The following is a 17688-nucleotide window of genomic DNA, read 5'->3' on the forward strand; positions in this document are numbered from 1 at the left end:
GCAATGGCTGACACCATCACCACTGCATCCGCGACGGCCAAGTTCGTTCGTGTTTCCCCGATGAAGGCGCGCCGCGTGCTCGCCCTCGTCCGTGGGAAGTCCGTCTCCGAGGCTCTCGCAGTCCTGAAGTACGCACCACAGGGTGCTGCGAAGGACGTCGCCAAGGTTGTTGCATCTGCAGCCGCCAACGCTGAAAACAACTTCGGTTTGGACCCGCGTACGCTGGTCGTCTCCGAGTGCTGGGCAAACGAAGGTCCGACCATGCGTCGCTTCCAGCCACGCGCTCAGGGTCGCGCATTCCAGATCCGGAAGCGCACCTCGCACATCACCGTAGTTGTCGAGTCCAAGGAAGGGGCGAAGTAATGGGCCAGAAGATTCACCCACACGGCCTGCGCCTGGGTATCACGTCCGACTGGAAGTCCCACTGGTACGCCGACAAGAACTACGCTGATTACGTCGCAGAAGACATCAAGATCCGCGAGTTCCTGTCCAAGGGCCTCGAGCGCGCCGGTATCTCCGACGTTGTCATCGAGCGCACCCGTGACCGCGTCCGCGTCGACATTCACACTGCCCGCCCGGGCATCGTGATTGGCCGTCGTGGCGCTGAGGCTGACCGCATCCGCCGTGAGCTCGAGAAGCTCACCGGCAAGATGGTTGCGCTGAACATCCTCGAGGTCAAGAACGTCGACGCCGACGCGACGCTCGTTGCTCAGTCCATCGCTGAACAGCTGGTCAACCGCGTTGCGTTCCGTCGTGCGATGCGCAAGGCAATCCAGTCCGCTATGCGTAACCCACAGGTCAAGGGCATCAAGGTCATGACCTCGGGTCGTCTCGGCGGCGCTGAAATGTCCCGCGTTGAGCGCTACCACGAAGGCCGTGTGCCACTGCACACCCTTCGTGCTGAGATCGACTACGGCATCGCAGAAGCACACACGACCTTCGGCGTCATCGGCGTCAAGGTTTGGATCTACAAGGGCGACGTCGTCGGTGGCGTGCGCGAGTCCGAGCTCAACGCTCCGTCGAACGAGCGTCGTGGCCGTGGCGATCGCCGCCCACGCCGTGGTGGCCAGCGCCGCCAGCGTGCAGAGCAGAAGCAGGAGGGCTAATCAATGCTTATTCCTAAGCGTGTGAAGTACCGCCGCCAGCACCGCCCGACTCGTTCTGGCGTGTCCAAGGGTGGCAACACGATCAACTTCGGTGACTACGCTCTGCAGGCTCTCGAGCCGGCGTACATCACCAACCGTCAGATTGAGGCGGCTCGTATTGCGATCAACCGCCACGTCAAGCGTGGTGGCAAGGTCTGGATCAACATCTTCCCGGACCGTCCGTTGACGCAGAAGCCGCTCGGTGTTCGTATGGGCTCCGGTAAGGGCCCTGTCGAGAAGTGGGTCGCTAACGTAAAGCCGGGACGTATTCTCTTTGAGATGTCCTACCCGAACGACGCAACCGCTATCGAGGCACTGCGCCGCGCAGGCGCGAAGCTGCCTTGCAAGGTTCGCATCATCAAGAAGGAGGACCAGTTCTAATGGCAAACGGTACCCCCGCATCCGAGTTCCGCGAGCTCAACGACGAAGAGCTGCGCGCTCGTCTGTCCGAGGCAAAGGAAGAGCTGTTTAACCTGCGCTTCCAGCTTGCTACCGGCCAGCTGACCAACAACCGCCGCATCTCCACCGTGAAGCGCGACATCGCACGTATCTACACCGTGCTGCGCGAGCGCGAGCTCGGCCTGTCCGTTGTTCCGGGAGCTGAGGCTTAATCATGAGTGAGGCAAACGTGAACGAACAGACCAACGAGAAGCGTGTTCAGAAGAACCGCCGCGGCTACGTCGTCTCCGACAAGATGGACAAGACCATCGTTGTCGAGGTCGAGGACCGCAAGTCCCACGCCCTGTACGGCAAGATCGTCCGTACCACCAAGCGCGTGAAGGCACACGACGAGGAGAACACCGCCGGTGTTGGCGACCTCGTCCGCATCCAGGAGACGCGTCCGCTGTCCAAGGACAAGCACTTCCGTCTCGTGGAGATCATTGAGAAGGCACGCTAAACCCATCCGGTAGAGGCGTCCGACTCAAGGACAAGAGAGCACCACCCCCAAGTTTCGTTACGACGGGGTGGTGCTTTTTCTATTTCGGTAGACTTTCTGGTGCTCGTAACGTTCAATGAAAAGGAGTTCACTATGGGTACTGGCAAGTTTTGCGTCACTGTTGCACACGCGAAGGACAATGAGGACCTTGCGACGCTCGGTTTCGTCGTCGCCAACGCTGCTGTAGGTTCCGCGCAGGACACGATGGTCTTCCTGTCTTCCGAGGGCGCTCGCCTCGCTGCGAAGGGCTACGCGGACGACATCCATGAGGAGGGCTTCGCTCCAATCAAGGAGTTGATTGAGAACTTCGTTGCCGCAGAGGGCAAGCTGTACGTGTGCGCGCCTTGTGCCAAGAAGCGCGGCTTCGGGGAAGAGGATCTTATCGACGGCGCCACCATCGTCGGCGGCGCAAAGCTGGTTGAGTTCCTGGCAGACGGCACCCCAAGCGTTTCCTACTAAGGCAACGATGTCTCAGTCCGAGAATCTGCACCCGTACGCCCCAGACGCCAGCTTCGACGGTGGCGATCTGGACTGCGGTAACGGGTTGCTGTTATTGATCCGAAAGAACATCGATCCGCTCGAGTCTGGCCAGCTGCTGGAGATTATCTCCTACGACCCCACAGTCAAGGTGGACCTGCCTTCCTGGTGTAACTTGACTGGCAACGACCTGGTCAACGTGGTTGAGGAGCCAGAGCACAAGCGGTGGCGCTTCCTTGTGTCGAAGGGGGCGTTCACGAAGCCCGTGGAGGTTGCTGACATCCCGGCCGCTCCCGAGGCTGTGCGCCCGAAAAAGAAGAAGGGGCCGCGCAAGCGCCCGCAGATGCCGGTGACGCAGGAGGTCGTGGAGCCGACGATCGCCAAGGAACTGCCTGAGCCAGCTCCCGCGCCGGAGATTCCGGCGGGATCTGTGCTGACGATGGGCTCTTGGCCACGGTCTCCGTGGTTGTTGGATGCGCTGCACCGCCACCTCGAAGAGCGGATGGATGAGGGCACGTTCCAGGCCACAGCCGACGACGCAGTGCGCCTTGTGCTTGCGGCGCAGGAGCGGGCCGGAATGGACGTCGTCACGGATGGTGAAATGCGACGCGACAACTACTCGAGCTTCGTCGCGGGGCGTCTGCAGAACTGCCAGCTCATCCCGATTACGGACCTGCTGCCGTACGTGGATGACCCGGAGGAGTTCGAGCGCGAGCTTCGCGCGTTGGACGTCCCGGCGGGCGAGGTGCGCCACCCGGCGGTCTTTGGCCCGCTTGGCCGCGATAAGCCGCTGGTTGCGCACGAGGTTGAGTTTGTGCAGCAGCTCACCGACCGCCCGGTGAAGGTGTGCCTGCCAGGGCCGTACCTGCTCACGCGCACGATGTGGATGGAGTGTGTCTCCGACCGCGCGTACGAGAACCGCGAGGAGATGTCGAAGGATATCGTCCGCGTGCTACGCGAGGAGCTCCACGAATTGCTGGCGAAGGGAACGTCGCTGGTGCAGATCGATGAGCCGGTGCTTACTGAAGTCGTGTACGGGCAGGCGGGCGGGGGTGGCCGCACGTTTATGTGTGGCGCGCTCGACGGCCTGGAGGGCACGGTGGATGAGGAGCTGGAGTTCGCGAAGTCGTTGCTCGATGAGCTCACTGAGGGGCTGCCGAAGGACAGGTTGGCGCTGCACGTGTGCCGCGGCAACTGGACCACGGACGAGTCGGCGGCGCTGACGGGCGATTACGCCCCGTTTGTTGAGCTGTTCGCCTCGCTGAACGTGGGTATGTTGTCCATGGAGTTGGCGACGCCACGCGCCGGCGATATCCGAGCCCTCGAGGGAATCCGCGACGACCAGCGCATCTGCGTTGGCGTGCTGAACCAAAAGCTCCAGGAGCTGGAGCCGGTCGAGGCAGTGGAGGAGCGCATTGAGCGCGCCCTGGATACCTTCGGGGCTGACCGGGTGGTCTTCTCCACGGACTGCGGCTTTGCAACGTTCGCGGATAACCCGATCGTGGCCGCGAACTTGGCTGAGCAGCAACTCGCGCTCATTGTGCAGGCCCGCGACAACGTGATGGCGCGCCGCAATGCATGAGGATCACTACTGGGATGCCCAGGACATCGCGTGCGGTGATGTCCTGGTGCGCCTCTTCCTCTTGTTTCGCGACCAGATCAAGAACGGGGAAGTGCTGCATTTGCGGTCCACGAATGAGGCGATTGACATTGATATCCGCGCCTGGTGTGGCCTGACCGGCAACACGTTGCTGCGCGCGGATCACCCGGAGTTTTATATCCGTAAAACTTCTGATTGATGTGAAACTTCGGCTATCCTTAGCGCTGTGAATAAAGGACTGCGCCGAACGAACCGTGTCGTTTCCCGAGCCCTCGCAACCGTTGGGCTCGGGCTTTGTATTCTTGCCTCTACCGCCGCCTGCGGGTTTGGGGGCGGTCAGCCGGTCATGGCAGCTGATACGACAGAGCTCGCTCCTCGTGATGTTGCTGCCAAAGTGCCGGTCACCGCGACGGTGGAGGCTGCCACGGTGACCGCGTTGACGACGCACCTGACCGGCCCGGTCACAGCCCTGAACGTGAAGGTGGGACAGCGTGTTGAGGCCGGCCAGGTCGTTGCGGTCCTGGATACGTCGGGGGTTCAGCGTGAGATTGATGCGCAGCGCGCGCAGCAGATTTCGGCGGATGTCGCGGCGCAGAATCAGCTTGAGCAGGCCCAGCAGGCTTACCAGCAGTCGAGCGACGCGATGCAGCGTGGCCTGAACCCACAGGTGACGCAGGCGGAGGCGGCGCTTCGCCAGGCTGATGGCCAGCTGCAGGAGGCCACCGCGGTCTTTGAGCAACGCAAGAAGGCAGTCGCGGCGGGCCTGGACAGCACGTTGCTTACGCAGGCGCAGGGCGTGGACTCGGCGCGTCGTGACGCGCTGACGGCGGCCCTGGAGTCTGTACGTGGCAACCACGGCATCTTCCAATCTGGGATGGCGCAAGACGATGCTGTGCAGCCGTTGCTGAGCAAACTGGAGGCCGACGAGCGTTTCCGCGGCGCGAAGCACAACCTTTCTGCGGCGCAAAAAGCGTACGACGCTGCCCTCAACGACACCGACGCGGATCTTGCGGCGAAGCAGCGCGCAGTTGCCCAGGCATTTGATGCGAAGGCGGAGGCAGCGGTCGGGCTCGAGGTAGCAAAGCTTGCGGCCCAGCAGCAGCTCGACTCCCAGGCGGCAGCGGTGCAGCAGGCGCAGCGTGGTGTGCAGGCGGCGCAGGCCGCGGCGGGCCAGTCAATCGCGCAGCTTGAGGTCGATGTGGCGTCGGGTCAGGTGCGTGCCCCGATCGCGGGTGTGGTCGCGGAGGTTGCGGTGAAGCAGGGGCAGACGCCGACGGGTTATCTGCTCTCTGTGGCGGACCCGAACCGGCTGGTGCTGCGTGCGAACGTGAAGGAGTTGGACTCGGCGAAGATGCAGCCGGGCGACGCCGTCTCGTTCACCACGCCTGGCACCGGCGCGAAGAAGTTTAAGGGCCGTGTGCTGGATGTTTCATCGGTTGCGGAAACGCAGCCCGCGGCGGATGGGGCGTCGGCGCAGGCGGCGCGCCCGGAGTTCCCCGTGGAGATCGAGGTTCTGGGTGATACCGAGGGTCTGAAGATCGGCGGAACGGCCAAGGCGCAGATCACCACGGAGTCCGCGAAGGACGCGCTCGCTGTGCCGCGGGAGGCCGTCGTCGACGAGAATGGTAGCTACTCGGTGTACACGCTGCGCCCGAAGGATGACGGGGACAAGTTCGAGGTAGTGAAGACGCCGGTCAAGGTTGGGCTGGTGTCGGATTCGGATGTGGTCGTAGAGGGCGTCGAGAAGGGGACGCGGGTGCTGAACAAGCCTGCCGAGTATCGCGAACGCGTCGGTGCCACTGTGACCTTGGTTGAGGAGCAGGAGTGAACCCGCGCGAATCTGTCAGACTCGCTACGGTGAGCCTGCGGGCGAACAAGATGCGCTCGGCGCTGACGCTGCTCGGGGTGATCATTGGCATCGCCTCGGTGATTGCGATTATGACGCTGGGTAAGGCGATGCAGAAGCAGACGCTGGACAGCCTGGAGCAGTTCGGCATTCACGACGTCCACCTCGAAGTCAAGCCCCGCCAGGAGGATGACAGCGAGGCCGCCCGCTACATGTTCCAAGAAATTGACGACGCCTCGAAGCTCACCCCCGACATGATCGAGGACCTGCGCGCCGACCTCGGGGCGCGGGCGAAGGGTATCGCGTTTGAGTTGGATAGCTCGACAGCTCAGGCGACACGCGGGCTGGCGCACGGCACCACGATGGTGAGTTTTGTCAACGCTGACCAGCTGGAGATGCAGAACCTGCCGCTGACCGCCGGGCGATTTCTGACCCAAGACGACATTGAGGCGAACCGCGCCGTGGCGGTGGTCTCGCCGGAGGTTGTGGAGCAGCTGTTCAATAACGACCCTGATTCGGCGATCGGGCAGGAAGTCGAGCTGGACATCGGCGGGCAGTACGCTTCGGTGCAGGTGGTCGGCGCGTACGGGCACTTTGAGAAGCAAGGCGTGCTGGTCGGGGACTTTTCGCAGTCGATGATGGCGGTGCCGTACACGGTGCAGCCGGACATGATGCGCACACCGGTGCCTGGCGTAGACAACGTGAGTGTGCGCGTCGCCGATGGCGCCGACACCGATCAAGTGGCCAAGGACGTCCAGGCGTGGGCGGACCGTGCCTATGAGGACGACCCCGATTACAAGGGGAAAGTGGCCGACATGAAGCGTGACATCGATCAGCTCAACCAGACGTTGACCATGATGAGCGTGGTGGTCTCCGCAATCGGCGGGATCTCGCTGCTGGTGGGCGGCATCGGCGTGATGAACATCATGCTAATCACCGTGACGGAACGCACCCGCGAGATCGGCGTGCGTATGGCGCTCGGGGCGACGAGGCGGATGATCCGCATGCAGTTCGTCACTGAGGCGATGATCGTCTGCCTGATCGGCGGCGTGTTCGGCGTGGTCGTGGGCGCGGGCTTCGGCATGCTCGGTGCGCTCCTGCTCAACGCCTTCGTGCTGCCACCGATCACGGCAGTGCTACTCTCACTGGTATTCGCGCTGCTGATTGGCCTGTTCTTCGGCTACTACCCGGCAAACCGCGCATCGAGAATGAACCCGATCGAAGCCCTGCGCTACGAATAGCAACAACGTTTGGAGTGACACATATGGCAGCCACCGTGCTGACCACGGAAAACACGCGCCGGTACAAGCCCGAGCCGTCAGTGGCGACAGCGCTGAAGACACCGCGCATCCTGACGAAAGAGGTCCTCGCCGGGCTAGTTGTGGCGCTGGCGCTGATCCCGGAGGCGATCAGCTTCTCCATCATCGCCGGGGTGGACCCGAAGATCGGGCTGTACTCCTCCTTCATCATGGCGATGGTGATCGCGATTACGGGCGGGCGACCCGCCATGATTGCGGCCGCCACGGGTGCGGTCGCTCTGGTCATCGCGCCGCTGGTGCGGGACTACGGCTACGACTACATGGTGGCGGCCATCATGCTCGCCGGGGTGTTTCAGATTCTGTTGGCGGTTGCTGGCGTCGCAACGCTGATGCGGTTCTTGCCGCGAAGCGTGATGGTTGGCTTCGTCAACGCGCTGGCGATTCTCATCTTTGTGGCGCAGCTGCCCGAAATCATCGGCATTCACTGGGCGGTGTACCCGCTGCTGGCGCTGGCCATCGTGATCATGGTGGTGATGCCGAAGTTCACGCAGGCGATCCCGGCGCCGCTTGTGGCGATCCTCGTGGTGACGCTCATCGCGGTCGCAACGAATGCGCCGGTCCCGACGGTCGGGGACCGCGGCGAGCTGCCGAGCAGCCTGCCCGAATTCTTCATCCCGCACGTGCCGCTGACCTGGGAGACGCTTCGGATCATCGCACCGTACTCGCTCGGCGTGGCGCTTGTCGGGCTGATGGAGTCGCTGATGACCGCGAAGCTGATCGACGAAGTCACGGACACGCACTCCAATAAGACCCGCGAGAGCTGGGGGCAGGGCGTCGCGAACATCGCTACCAGCCTGTTCGGCGGGATGGGCGGCTGCGCCATGATCGGCCAGTCCATGATCAACGTGAAGGTCTCGGGGGCTCGCACCCGTATTTCCACCTTCCTGGCGGGCGCGTTCCTGCTGATTTTGATGCTCGCGTTCGGCGAGTACGTCGCCATGATCCCGATGGCTGCGCTGGTTGCCGTGATGGTGATGGTGTCGGTGGGCACGTTCGACTGGCACTCGGTGATGCCGAGCACGCTGCGCAAGCTGCCGGCTTCGGAAACCGTCACGATGCTGATCACGGTTGCAGTGGTGCTGGCGACGAACAACCTGGCTATCGGCGTCGTGGTGGGTGTGCTTGTGGCGTCGGTAATCTTTGTGCGAAACGTCGCCCACCTGGTGGAAGTGACCCGCGAAGTTGTCGACGGCGTGGCTCACTACGTGGTGTCCGGCCAGCTGCTGTTTGCCTCCTCCAACGACCTGACCACTCTGTTCATGTACTCGGAGGACCCCGACGAAGTGGTCGTGGACCTGCACCGCGCGCACGTGTGGGACGCGTCGACGGTCGCGGCGCTCGACAGCATTGAACAAAAATACGAGGAGCGCGGCAAGCATGTGAGCTTTGTCGGCATGAATCCGAGTACCACGGAGTTTCACGGCAAGCTCACGGGCTCGCTGGGATAGGGTTCGGCGGCGTCACTTTTTCAGGAACTACGCCGCGTGTAAAATTCGCCCCATGTGTGGAATCGTTGGATACATAGGTGGCGAGCGTGCACGCGAGCACGACGCCCTCACCGTCATTATTGATGGGCTTCGCAGGCTCGAATACCGCGGTTATGACTCGGCCGGGGTAGCAGTCATGCAGGGCGACACCATCGCGTGCAGGAAGAAGGCAGGCAAGGTCGCGGACCTAGAGCAGGCCATCGCAGAGGCGCCGCTTGCGCCTTCCAACCTGGGCATCGGGCACACCCGGTGGGCAACCCACGGCGGGCCTACCGACGCCAACGCCCACCCCCACGTCGTCGGCGACGGCGCACTGGCCGTGGTGCACAACGGCATCATCGAGAACTTCGCGGCACTTCGTGCTGAGCTGAGCGAGATGGGCTACACGTTCCGCTCCGAAACTGACACCGAGGTGGCAGCCACGCTGCTGCTGGACATCTTCAATACTGAGGCGAACAAGGACCTCACCGAGGCAATGCGCCTGACCGCCCTGCGACTCGAGGGCGCGTTCACGCTGCTGGCCATCGAGCAGGAATTCCCGGACCGTATCGTTGCGGCGCGCTGGAACTCACCGCTGGTGATCGGCCTGGGCGAGGGTGAGAACTTCCTCAGCTCTGACGTCTCCGGCTTCATCGAGTTCACCCGCGACGCGGTGGAGATGGACAACGGGCAGATCGTTACCCTGACCGCCGACAGCTACGACATCATTGACTTCGAAGGCAACCACGCCGAGGGCAGCCCGTTCCGCGTCGAGTGGGACGTCACCGCCGCAGAAAAGGGTGGGTTTGATTCCTTCATGGCGAAGGAGATCCACGACCAACCGGCTGCCGTTCGCGACACGCTGTACGGCCGCTTCGACGCCGAGGGCAAGCTCACGCTCGACGAACTACGTATCGACGAGTCCGTGCTGCGCAGCGTCGACAAGATCATCATCGTGGCCTGCGGTACCGCTGCGTACGCGGGGCACGTGGCGAAGTACGCGATTGAGCACTGGTGCCGCATCCCGACGGAGGTCGAGCTGGCGCACGAGTTCCGCTACCGCGACCCGATCGTCACCCCGAACACCCTGGTCGTAGCAATTTCGCAGTCCGGCGAGACCATGGACACCCTCATGGCTGTACGCCACGCGCGCGAGCAGGGCGCGAAGGTCATCGCGATCTGCAACACGGTCGGCTCCTCCATCCCGCGTGAGGCCGACGCCTCCCTGTACACCTACGCCGGCCCAGAGATCGCAGTGGCGTCGACGAAGGCGTTCATCTCCCAGATCGTGGCGTCCTACCTGTTGGCGCTGTACCTGGCGCAGGTTCGCGGCAACAAGTTCACCGACGAAATCCAGACCATCATTGCTGAGCTGGAGGAGATGCCGGAGAAGATCCAGTGGATCCTGGACAACGAGGCAGAAATCCAGGAACTTGGCCGCGAGCTCGCCGACGCGAAGTCGGTGCTCTTCCTCGGCCGCCACGTCGGCTTCCCAGTCGCGCTCGAGGGTGCACTGAAGCTCAAGGAGGTCGCCTACCTGCACTCCGAGGGCTTCGCCGCAGGCGAGCTCAAGCACGGCCCGATCGCGCTGGTTGAGGAAGGGCAGCCGGTGTTCGTCATCGTGCCGTCGAAGCGTTCGCGCCACAACCTGCACGCCAAGGTTGTCTCCAACATCCAGGAAGTCCGCGCGCGTGGCGCCGTCACCATCGTGATCGCGGAAGAGGGCGACGAAGACGTGAACCGCTTCGCCAACCACGTGATCCGCATCCCGCAGTCGGCCGGCCTCATGCAGCCCCTCTTGTCGACGATCCCGCTGCAGATCTTCGCCTGCACCGTTGCGCAAGCACGTGGCTTGAACGTGGACCAGCCACGCAACCTGGCGAAGTCCGTCACGGTGGAGTAGCGCGCTAGAGTGGCCGCATGAAGAAGTTTGGGTTCCTTTCATTCGGCCACCACGCACCACCCGGGCGCCAGGGGATGACCGCGCGCGAGGCGCTACAGGACACCGTGGAGCTCGCGCGCCAGGCGGACGCGATTGGTGTCAACGGCGCCTACGTGCGAGTGCACCACTTCGCGCCGCAGTTCGCGTCTCCGATTGCCTTGCTTGGCGCGATGGCGTCGGCGACGAAGCACATTGAGGTGGGCACCGGCGTCGTCGATATGCGCTACGCCAACCCGCTGCAGCTCGCGGAGGACGTCGCCGCGCTCGATTTGCTAAGCGACGGCCGCCTCGCCTTCGGCGTCTCCCGCGGGTCACCGGAGCCTGCCGATAGAGGGTGGCGCGCTTTCGGCTACGAGTCAGAGGCCGCGAACGGTTCTGACCTGGCGCGTGCACATTTCCAGCGTTTCATTTCCGCGCTGCGCGGGGACCCGATGGCGCTCGCCGCATCCCTTGAGGAGCAGTACCCGCAGATGTACCCGCCTGCCAGCCCACTTTCGGTGTTGCCACACTCCGAGGGGGCGGCGCGCCGGGTGTGGTGGGGCGCAGGTACCTTCGCCAGCGCCGAGCAGGCTGCCCGCGACGGCGTGAACCTGATGAGCTCCACGCTGATTTCGGAAGCCGACGGCCGCAGCCTCGGCGAGCTGCAGGCGGAACAGATCCAGCACTACCGGAAGGCGTGGGCGGACGCGGGCCACGACTGGGAACCGCGCGTTTCTGTTTCTCGTTCTATCTTTCCGATCGTGGACGAGGACACCGAGCGGCTCTTCGGACTGCTGGATACCGAGGAACAGATCGGACAGATTGAGCGTGGTGTGTACACCACGTTTGGCAAGACGTACGCCGCAGAGGCCGACCAGCTTATCGAGGAGCTCGGTAATGACCCAGCAATCCAGGCCTCGGACACGCTGATGCTCACCGTTCCGAACCAGGCCGGGGTGGACGTGTGCATGCAGATCCTGCGCGGGTTCGCCGAGCACGTCGCGCCGGCGCTTGGGTGGGAGCCAGCGTACGCGGCTTCCTAATCCAGCTCGTGGGCGAAGGGGGTGTCTGCGCCGGTGCGCGACACCGTGATCGCGGCCGCGCGGGTGGCGAACGTGAGGATCTCGCGCCACTCCTCCTCGTCCAGGGCGAGCAGGCCGTCGCGGTCCAGGCCGCGGGCGTCGAACAGGTGGACCAGCGCCGCCATCACCGTGTCGCCGGCGCCGATCGTGTCCGCGACCGTGACCTTCGGTGACGGGACCGTGACCGTGCCGAACGGCGCGCGTACCCGCAGGCCGTCGGCGCCGAGCGTGGTCACCACGACTGGCACGTGGGAGGTGTCACCGAGGAACTCGACTTCCTCGTCGGAGAGTTTGAGCACCGTTACGGAATCGAGCAGCCCCCGCAGGAACAGGCGGTGCTTCTCGGAGGCGAACGCCGGGCGGATATTCGGGTCCAGGCAGACGATTGCGCCGTGCTTTGCCGACTCAGAGGCGGCCTCCGCGTAGCGCAGCGACGCCGGTTCCAGCGCCAGGGACAGGGTCCCGAACACCGCGTAGCCCTCCTGCACCGGGACCGGCTGTGCGAAGCGGTCGGCGGTGCCGTCGACGTAGAACGTGTACGTTGCCGAGCCGTTCTCAGCCAGGGCGGTGACAGCAAGGGTGGTGGGCTCGTCGCCGCGGCCGCAGTTGGTGAGGTCCACGTGGGCGTCGAGAAGCGATTGGGCGAGTGCCTCCCCGAAGTTGTCACGAGACAACCGTGACTGGAAGGAGACGTCTGCGCCGAGTCTGCCCAGCGCACGGGCCACATTGAACGGGCCGCCACCGAGCGCGGGCACCAGCGGCGCGAGCGGGGAACGGTCCTGGGGGACAAGGTCAACGAGGGCTTCGCCGTACACAGTGATCATGGTTCCACCGTAGACTAAGTCGCATGACGTACCGGCCAACATTTCACCTGTCCCCGCCGCAAGGGCGCCTCAACGACCCGAACGGCGTCACGCTCATCGGCGACCAACTCCACGTGTTTTACCAGCATGATCCGTGCTTTCCGCACGCTGCGAAGCGCACCGGTTGGGGCCACGCCGTCACCACAATTGGGGGTGAGGAGGGCCTGGGCCAGTGGCGTCACCTCCCCGACGCGCTGTACCCGGACTTCCCGTACGACACGCACGGGTGCTACTCCGGGTCCTCCGTGGTGCACGACGGTGAGGTCATGCTGTTTTACACCGGCAATGTGAAGGAAGATGGGCGCCGCCTGACCACGCAGAACCTGGTCCGCGTTGAGGACTTGGAGGGCCCGATGGGCGGTGTGTACCACCGTGCACCGGAGAATCCGCTCATTGACGGCCCAGCCCTCGGCTTTACCGCCCACTACCGGGACCCGCACGTCACTCAGAATGAGGACGGCTCCTGGCGCATGGTGCTCGGCGCGCAGCGTGAGGAGGAGCGCGGCGCGGTGGTGCTCTACGAGTCACCGGACCTGCTGAACTGGTCGTTTGCTGGCGCGCTGCAGTTCGAGGGGCTGGACCCGCGCGTTGAGGCCGCCTACATGTGGGAGTGCCCGAACCTGCTGCGGATGCGTGACCACGCGACGGGGCAGTGGCGCGAGGTACTCGTGCTGTGCCCACAGTACCCGGGCTCGGACGAGTGCGGCTACGTCGTGGGCACGCTGGATGGGCTGTGGTTCCGCGTGGAGTCGCAGTTCCGGGCGTTGGACTTTGGGCATCAGTTTTACGCGCCGCAGATGGTCGCCGAGGACGATGGCGATGCGCTGTTGCTCGGTTGGATGGGACTGCCTGCCCGCGATGACACCCCAACGCTTCAGGCAGAGGGCTGGGTGCATCAGCTGACGTTGCCTCGCAGGCTCCAACTTGTCGACGGCCAGCTTCGCACCGAACTCCTTCTCCCAACCGATCCCGCGGGGATGGTCGTGCACCGCGAAGTTCTCAGGGGACAGCCGTGGGAGGCCGACCTGGTCGACGATGCCGGTGGCGTTGGTGCTCACGTGGCGTGGCGGCCTGGCGAGGCCGGGCGTGGAACGCTGAGCGTGACGGTCGGCGGTGACGAGCGCCGCGCCCAATGCGCGCAGGGCGAACTCGTGGTGTGCGCTGACGGCGCCGCCCTCGAAGTTGTCGCTGGGGGCGGGGAGGTGGCGTTCTCCTCGGCGGTCTTCGGTACTGAGGGAGCCCCATGGGTGGCTGTGGAAGTACGTGAAATCGGCCACAACCGGGGGTAATCGGACGCAAGTAAGCTGATTTATGCCCGTATAGATGTTTGACTGTGTGGGAAGAGAAAGGATTCCCACATGGACCACAAAGAAGTAGCCCGGCGGGTCCTCGCCGGGGTAGGGGGCGAGGAAAACATCGTTGGCGTCGCCCACTGCGCGACGCGACTGCGTTTCGTGCTTAAGGACGTCGACAAGGTTGCGCAGGATACGCTGGAGAACGACCCTGATTTGAAGGGCACGTTCGCAACCGGCGGCATGTTCCAGATCATCGTCGGCCCCGGTGACGTGGACATTGTCTTTGATCAGCTCAACGGCATGACCAGCAAGAGCATTGCTGTCTCCACGGAAGACCTGAAGGAAGTAGCGGCGAACCAGGGCAACTGGTTTACGCGCTTCATTAAGGTCTTTTCTGACATCTTCGTGCCGCTGATCCCAATCCTGGTTGGCGGCGGTCTGCTCATGGCGCTCAACAACGTCCTGACCGCCGAGGGGTTGTTCGGGGAGAACTCCCTGGTGGGGATGTTCCCGCAGATCCAGGGTCTGACGGAGATCATCAATGTGCTGGCCTCCGCACCGTTCGCGTTCCTGCCGGTGCTGGTGGGGTACTCCGCGACGAAGCGCTTCGGTGGCAACGAATACCTCGGCGCCGGCATGGGCATGGCGATGGTTCACCCGGCGTTGGTCAACGGCTACGACGTGGCGAACTCCGTTGCCGACGGAACGATGCCGTTCTGGGACCTGTTCGGCTTGCCAGTCGCGCAGGCGGGTTACCAGGGTGCGGTGCTGCCGGTGCTGGCGGTCGCGTGGATCTTGGCAACGATCGAGAAGTGGTTCCACAAGCGTCTGAAGGGTACGGCGGACTTCCTGATTACTCCGCTGGCAACCCTGCTGATTACGGGCTTCATTACCTTCATCGCCGTCGGCCCGTTTGTCCGCTGGCTCGGTGACCTGCTGATTGTCGGCCTCTCCAGCCTGTACGACTTCGGTGGCCCAATCGGTGGCCTGCTCTTCGGTCTGGTGTACTCGCCGATCGTGATCACTGGCCTGCACCAGTCCTTCCCGCCAATCGAGCTCGAGCTGTTTAATCAGGGCGGCTCCTTCATCTTCCCGACGGCCTCCATGGCGAACATCGCGCAAGGCGCAGTGGCCCTTGCCGTGTACTTCCTGGCGCGCAACGCAAAGCTCAAAGGTCTAGCTGGTTCCTCGGGCATCTCGGCCGTATTTGGTATCACGGAACCCGCCATCTTCGGCGTCAACCTGCGCCTCCGCTGGCCCTTCTTTATCGGCCTCGGCGCGGCCGGTATTGGTGCAATGCTGATTGCGATCTTTGATGTCAAGGCAGTTGCGCTTGGTGCGGCGGGCTTTATCGGCGTGGTCTCCATCCGCGCGAATGACATGGTGACCTTCCTGATCCTCGGCGTCATTACGTTCGTGATCGCCTTCGTGGCGGCCTACGGGTACGGGCGCTACCTGGTGGGCAAGCATGGCAGCATCGATCCGGACGCAACCGAGGATCCAGCCGCCGATGCCGCTGCCGAGCAAGCGCTGCTCGAGGCGTCCGACGAGGCGCTCCACGTCGTGGCGCCTCTCGAGGGCAACGCCGTGCCGCTTGCGACGGTCAGTGACCCGATGTTTGCCCAGGGCAAGCTGGGGAACGGCGTGGCAATCGTGCCGACGGTTGGGGAGCTGCGCGCACCCGTCGCCGGTACGGTTGCGGTCACGTTCCCGTCCGGCCACGCCTACGCAATCCGCGCCAAGGGGACCGATGGCAAGAACGTGGACATTCTCATGCACATCGGCTTCGACACCGTGAACCTCAAGGGCGAGCACTTCACTGCACACGTGAAGAAAGGTGACGTCGTAGAAGCAGGCCAGCTCCTCGCGACGTTCGATATCGATGCCATCCGCGACGCAGGATACGAAGTGACGACTCCGGTCGTTGTCTCGAATACGAAGCGGGTAGGGGAGATTGGGGCGTCGAGAAGCCTTCCTGCAGACACGAAGTTTGGCGATGCCCTCTTCTTCGTCGAGCCGAAAAAGATAGCTGAAGAAGCAAAATAAAAGTTTTTTAGAAAACTGGCAACAACCTTAAATTGGTCTGTTAATCTGTTGGTGTCTTGTTCAGCGCGCTAGCTCACAAGGGTCTAGCGGACATCACAGGAGGAAAACTATGAAACTTCGTCGCATTCTCGCCGCAGGCCTCGTGGCTTCCGCTCTTGCAGTGGGCGCACCGGTCGCACAGGCAGCACAGCCAGCGCCAGAACCGCTGGCAGGTGTCCTGCACGAGCTGAAGCGCCTCGGTGGCTACCAGGCACAGAACCTGATCCTCGTGCCTGCACTGCTGTCCTCTTTGGGCTTCCTGACGAACATCGCGACGTCTTCGCAGCGCGTCTAAATCCCACCCATTCACCCGAGACCATAGAGAGAGAACGTAAGAATGAAACTTCGTAACGCAATTGCAGTTGCCGCTTCTGTTGTTGTCCTGTCTGGCGTTGTTGCTACCGATGCAAGTGCTGCACAGTACCCAGAGCCGCTGAACAACGTCATGAACGAGCTGCGCAACTTCGCTGGCCCGCAGGGTCCGAACCTGCTGCTGGTTCCGGCTGTGCTTTCGTCCATCGGTGTCGTCAACATGGCCGTTGTGGTCATCCTGTCGATCGTTGCTGCGGCAACCGGCGTGGGCATCGCTGCTTCGAGCTAAGTGCTCACCGAGCAATAACGAACGCCCCCTTCCCTTCGCGGGAACGGGGCGTTTTCTTTCTGCTTGGGGGTTAGCGGCGTGTCGCCAGCGGGGTTGCCGGGGTGCCGCCCTTGTTTAGCCAAGCATAGACGCCGCCCATGATGAGGCCACCACCGATGTAGTTGCCGACCCACACGATGAGCCAGTTCATCAGGCCATTCGTCAGTGTGAACCCGGCGAAGTGCTCGGCGCCGATGCCGTAGCCCGCCAGGGAGAAGACGACGAAGCTGGCGATGGAGTGCTCGTACCCCATTGCGGCGAATGCGGGAACGATCAGCATGATGGCGAGGAACTTCGCGGTGAAGTCCTTGCCAGCCTGGATGGCGAGCAGCACGCCGATGTTGACCACGATGTTGGCGAAAATGCCTTCCATGAACAGCAAGCTGTCCGGCTTCGCGAGCTTGGTCTCAACGGTCGCGGCGAGGAAGCTGTCCATCCCGATCGGCTGGAACGCCGTGGCGTGGACCAGGAATACCGCGGTGATGAGGGCGCCGAGCAGGTTGAAGATGGTGCAGGTGGAGACCATTAGGAAGCCCTTGAGCCAGGGGAGGCGCCCGGAGGCGCTGCCGTAGGTCATGAACATCATGTTGCCGGTTGCGAGTTCCGCACCCAGGACAACGATGACGTACAGCGAGAGGCAGAAGATAGCTGCGAACACGAAGCGGCCGTAGCCGGGGGCGCTGCTTTCTACTTGGGTGGAGGCGACGGTGGCGAAGGCCGTCATGATCGTCAAAAACATGCCGGCGAGCATGGAGCGTACCGCGAACTTGGGGAGTTCGTAGGTGTAGAGGTACGACTTGAAGCCGATTGAATCCGCAAGTGTGCCATCGAAGTTCATAGGTATGACCATACCAAAGGTCAGAACCGGGCACGAATCCACACAACCAAAAGTCATGGTTTGCGGGCGCGCATGTTCCGTGCTTTAATGTTCCAGTTGTCCTTTGCTGCGTGTTTGCTCTGCGCGTTTCCGAGCTGAGCATGTACGCCTGCGGTACCGAAGGTGCCGTCGACA

The 17688-nt window shown here is 63.2% G+C and carries 19 protein-coding genes; 17 read left to right on the forward strand and 2 right to left on the reverse strand.

Translation table 11 applies throughout. The annotated features are described in order from the left end of the window. Nucleotides 1–3: 3 nt before the first annotated feature. The 13 genes from rplV (at nt 4) to KBX13_RS02725 (ending at nt 11754) form a co-directional block, all read left to right on the forward strand. Complete coding sequence (gene rplV, locus KBX13_RS02665) at nt 4–363, forward strand: 50S ribosomal protein L22 (protein ID WP_070363101.1); 360 nt, start codon at nt 4–6, stop codon at nt 361–363. After that, the gene (gene rpsC / locus KBX13_RS02670; RefSeq protein WP_070363100.1) at nt 363–1106 is read left to right on the forward strand and encodes a 30S ribosomal protein S3; all 744 of its coding nucleotides are present in this window, start codon (nt 363–365) and stop codon (nt 1104–1106) included. Before rplV ends, rpsC begins: the two co-directional genes overlap by 1 nt. A 3-nt stretch (nt 1107–1109) precedes the next feature. After that, on the forward strand, nt 1110–1526 hold the full coding sequence (gene rplP / locus KBX13_RS02675) for a 50S ribosomal protein L16 (protein WP_070363099.1): 417 nt from the start codon (nt 1110–1112) through the stop codon (nt 1524–1526). Next, nucleotides 1526–1756 (forward strand): 50S ribosomal protein L29, encoded by a 231-nt coding sequence (gene rpmC, locus KBX13_RS02680; RefSeq protein ID WP_070363098.1) that lies wholly within the window; start codon nt 1526–1528, stop codon nt 1754–1756. Before rplP ends, rpmC begins: the two co-directional genes overlap by 1 nt. A 2-nt stretch (nt 1757–1758) precedes the next feature. After that, the gene (rpsQ, locus tag KBX13_RS02685; RefSeq protein WP_070363097.1) at nt 1759–2043 is read left to right on the forward strand and encodes a 30S ribosomal protein S17; all 285 of its coding nucleotides are present in this window, start codon (nt 1759–1761) and stop codon (nt 2041–2043) included. A gap of 132 nt (nt 2044–2175) precedes the next feature. Further along, complete coding sequence (locus KBX13_RS02690; RefSeq protein ID WP_070477537.1) at nt 2176–2541, forward strand: DsrE family protein; 366 nt, start codon at nt 2176–2178, stop codon at nt 2539–2541. A 7-nt stretch (nt 2542–2548) separates the two neighbouring features. Further along, on the forward strand, nt 2549–4141 hold the full coding sequence (locus KBX13_RS02695) for a sulfurtransferase TusA family protein (protein ID WP_256020603.1): 1593 nt from the start codon (nt 2549–2551) through the stop codon (nt 4139–4141). Continuing rightward, nucleotides 4134–4358 (forward strand): hypothetical protein, encoded by a 225-nt coding sequence (locus tag KBX13_RS02700; RefSeq protein ID WP_256020605.1) that lies wholly within the window; start codon nt 4134–4136, stop codon nt 4356–4358. Before KBX13_RS02695 ends, KBX13_RS02700 begins: the two co-directional genes overlap by 8 nt. A 27-nt stretch (nt 4359–4385) precedes the next feature. Beyond that, on the forward strand, nt 4386–5987 hold the full coding sequence (locus KBX13_RS11500) for an HlyD family efflux transporter periplasmic adaptor subunit (protein WP_256020607.1): 1602 nt from the start codon (nt 4386–4388) through the stop codon (nt 5985–5987). Further along, entirely contained in the window at nt 5984–7246 is a 1263-nt protein-coding gene (locus KBX13_RS02710; protein ID WP_256020609.1) for an ABC transporter permease, read from the forward strand. The genes KBX13_RS11500 and KBX13_RS02710 overlap by 4 nt, the downstream gene beginning before the upstream one ends. A gap of 23 nt (nt 7247–7269) precedes the next feature. Further along, the gene (locus KBX13_RS02715; RefSeq protein WP_256020733.1) at nt 7270–8772 is read left to right on the forward strand and encodes a SulP family inorganic anion transporter; all 1503 of its coding nucleotides are present in this window, start codon (nt 7270–7272) and stop codon (nt 8770–8772) included. A gap of 52 nt (nt 8773–8824) precedes the next feature. After that, nucleotides 8825–10693, forward strand: coding sequence for a glutamine--fructose-6-phosphate transaminase (isomerizing) (glmS, locus tag KBX13_RS02720; RefSeq protein WP_256000504.1), 1869 nt, complete (start codon nt 8825–8827; stop codon nt 10691–10693). Nucleotides 10694–10710: 17 nt separating this feature from the next. Then, complete coding sequence (locus tag KBX13_RS02725; protein WP_256020610.1) at nt 10711–11754, forward strand: LLM class flavin-dependent oxidoreductase; 1044 nt, start codon at nt 10711–10713, stop codon at nt 11752–11754. Here the strand turns inward: KBX13_RS02725 and KBX13_RS02730 are convergent. Beyond that, the gene (locus KBX13_RS02730; RefSeq protein WP_256020612.1) at nt 11751–12617 is read right to left on the reverse strand and encodes a carbohydrate kinase; all 867 of its coding nucleotides are present in this window, start codon (nt 12615–12617) and stop codon (nt 11751–11753) included. The two genes, KBX13_RS02725 and KBX13_RS02730, sit on opposite strands and share 4 nt — an antisense overlap. A 23-nt stretch (nt 12618–12640) precedes the next feature. Between KBX13_RS02730 and KBX13_RS02735 the strand changes: the two genes are divergently transcribed. From KBX13_RS02735 to KBX13_RS02750, 4 genes are all read left to right on the forward strand, one after another. Continuing rightward, nucleotides 12641–13945 carry a glycoside hydrolase family 32 protein gene (locus tag KBX13_RS02735; RefSeq protein WP_256020614.1) on the forward strand — a complete coding sequence of 435 codons (1305 nt, stop codon included), beginning with the start codon at nt 12641–12643 and terminating at the stop codon, nt 13943–13945. Between the two features lie 69 nt (nt 13946–14014). Continuing rightward, complete coding sequence (locus tag KBX13_RS02740) at nt 14015–15997, forward strand: sucrose-specific PTS transporter subunit IIBC (RefSeq protein WP_070477552.1); 1983 nt, start codon at nt 14015–14017, stop codon at nt 15995–15997. Nucleotides 15998–16106: 109 nt separating this feature from the next. Continuing rightward, nucleotides 16107–16331, forward strand: coding sequence for a hypothetical protein (locus tag KBX13_RS02745; RefSeq protein WP_070363085.1), 225 nt, complete (start codon nt 16107–16109; stop codon nt 16329–16331). 42 nt (nt 16332–16373) lie between these two features. Beyond that, nucleotides 16374–16637, forward strand: a complete 264-nt coding sequence (locus KBX13_RS02750; RefSeq protein ID WP_070363084.1) for a hypothetical protein — start codon at nt 16374–16376, stop codon at nt 16635–16637. Between the two features lie 70 nt (nt 16638–16707). Here the strand turns inward: KBX13_RS02750 and KBX13_RS02755 are convergent, their stop codons facing one another. Then, a complete protein-coding gene (locus KBX13_RS02755) occupies nt 16708–17514 on the reverse strand; it encodes a formate/nitrite transporter family protein (RefSeq protein ID WP_256020616.1) in 807 nt (268 codons plus the stop codon). Between the last annotated feature and the right edge of the window lie 174 nt (nt 17515–17688).

The sequence above is a fragment of the Corynebacterium sp. CCUG 51687 genome (assembly GCF_024453995.1).
GTDB lineage: Bacteria > Actinomycetota > Actinomycetes > Mycobacteriales > Mycobacteriaceae > Corynebacterium > Corynebacterium pseudogenitalium.

Bases quoted from the DNA above. Each gene is read 5' to 3' on its own strand.
- KBX13_RS02730 (WP_256020612.1), bottom strand. From the start codon at position 12,617: ATGATCACTGTGTACGGCGAAGCCCTCGTTGACCTTGTCCCCCAGGAC.
- KBX13_RS02755 (WP_256020616.1), bottom strand. From the start codon at position 17,514: ATGAACTTCGATGGCACACTTGCGGATTCAATCGGCTTCAAGTCGTAC.
- KBX13_RS02740 (WP_070477552.1), top strand. From the start codon at position 14,015: ATGGACCACAAAGAAGTAGCCCGGCGGGTCCTCGCCGGGGTAGGGGGC.
- KBX13_RS02750 (WP_070363084.1), top strand. From the start codon at position 16,374: ATGAAACTTCGTAACGCAATTGCAGTTGCCGCTTCTGTTGTTGTCCTG.
- rpmC (WP_070363098.1), top strand. From the start codon at position 1,526: ATGGCAAACGGTACCCCCGCATCCGAGTTCCGCGAGCTCAACGACGAA.
- rplP (WP_070363099.1), top strand. From the start codon at position 1,110: ATGCTTATTCCTAAGCGTGTGAAGTACCGCCGCCAGCACCGCCCGACT.
- KBX13_RS02715 (WP_256020733.1), top strand. From the start codon at position 7,270: ATGGCAGCCACCGTGCTGACCACGGAAAACACGCGCCGGTACAAGCCC.
- rpsQ (WP_070363097.1), top strand. From the start codon at position 1,759: ATGAGTGAGGCAAACGTGAACGAACAGACCAACGAGAAGCGTGTTCAG.
- KBX13_RS02745 (WP_070363085.1), top strand. From the start codon at position 16,107: ATGAAACTTCGTCGCATTCTCGCCGCAGGCCTCGTGGCTTCCGCTCTT.
- KBX13_RS02695 (WP_256020603.1), top strand. From the start codon at position 2,549: ATGTCTCAGTCCGAGAATCTGCACCCGTACGCCCCAGACGCCAGCTTC.
- KBX13_RS02725 (WP_256020610.1), top strand. From the start codon at position 10,711: ATGAAGAAGTTTGGGTTCCTTTCATTCGGCCACCACGCACCACCCGGG.
- KBX13_RS02690 (WP_070477537.1), top strand. From the start codon at position 2,176: ATGGGTACTGGCAAGTTTTGCGTCACTGTTGCACACGCGAAGGACAAT.
- rplV (WP_070363101.1), top strand. From the start codon at position 4: ATGGCTGACACCATCACCACTGCATCCGCGACGGCCAAGTTCGTTCGT.
- KBX13_RS02735 (WP_256020614.1), top strand. From the start codon at position 12,641: ATGACGTACCGGCCAACATTTCACCTGTCCCCGCCGCAAGGGCGCCTC.
- rpsC (WP_070363100.1), top strand. From the start codon at position 363: ATGGGCCAGAAGATTCACCCACACGGCCTGCGCCTGGGTATCACGTCC.
- KBX13_RS02700 (WP_256020605.1), top strand. From the start codon at position 4,134: ATGCATGAGGATCACTACTGGGATGCCCAGGACATCGCGTGCGGTGAT.
- glmS (WP_256000504.1), top strand. From the start codon at position 8,825: ATGTGTGGAATCGTTGGATACATAGGTGGCGAGCGTGCACGCGAGCAC.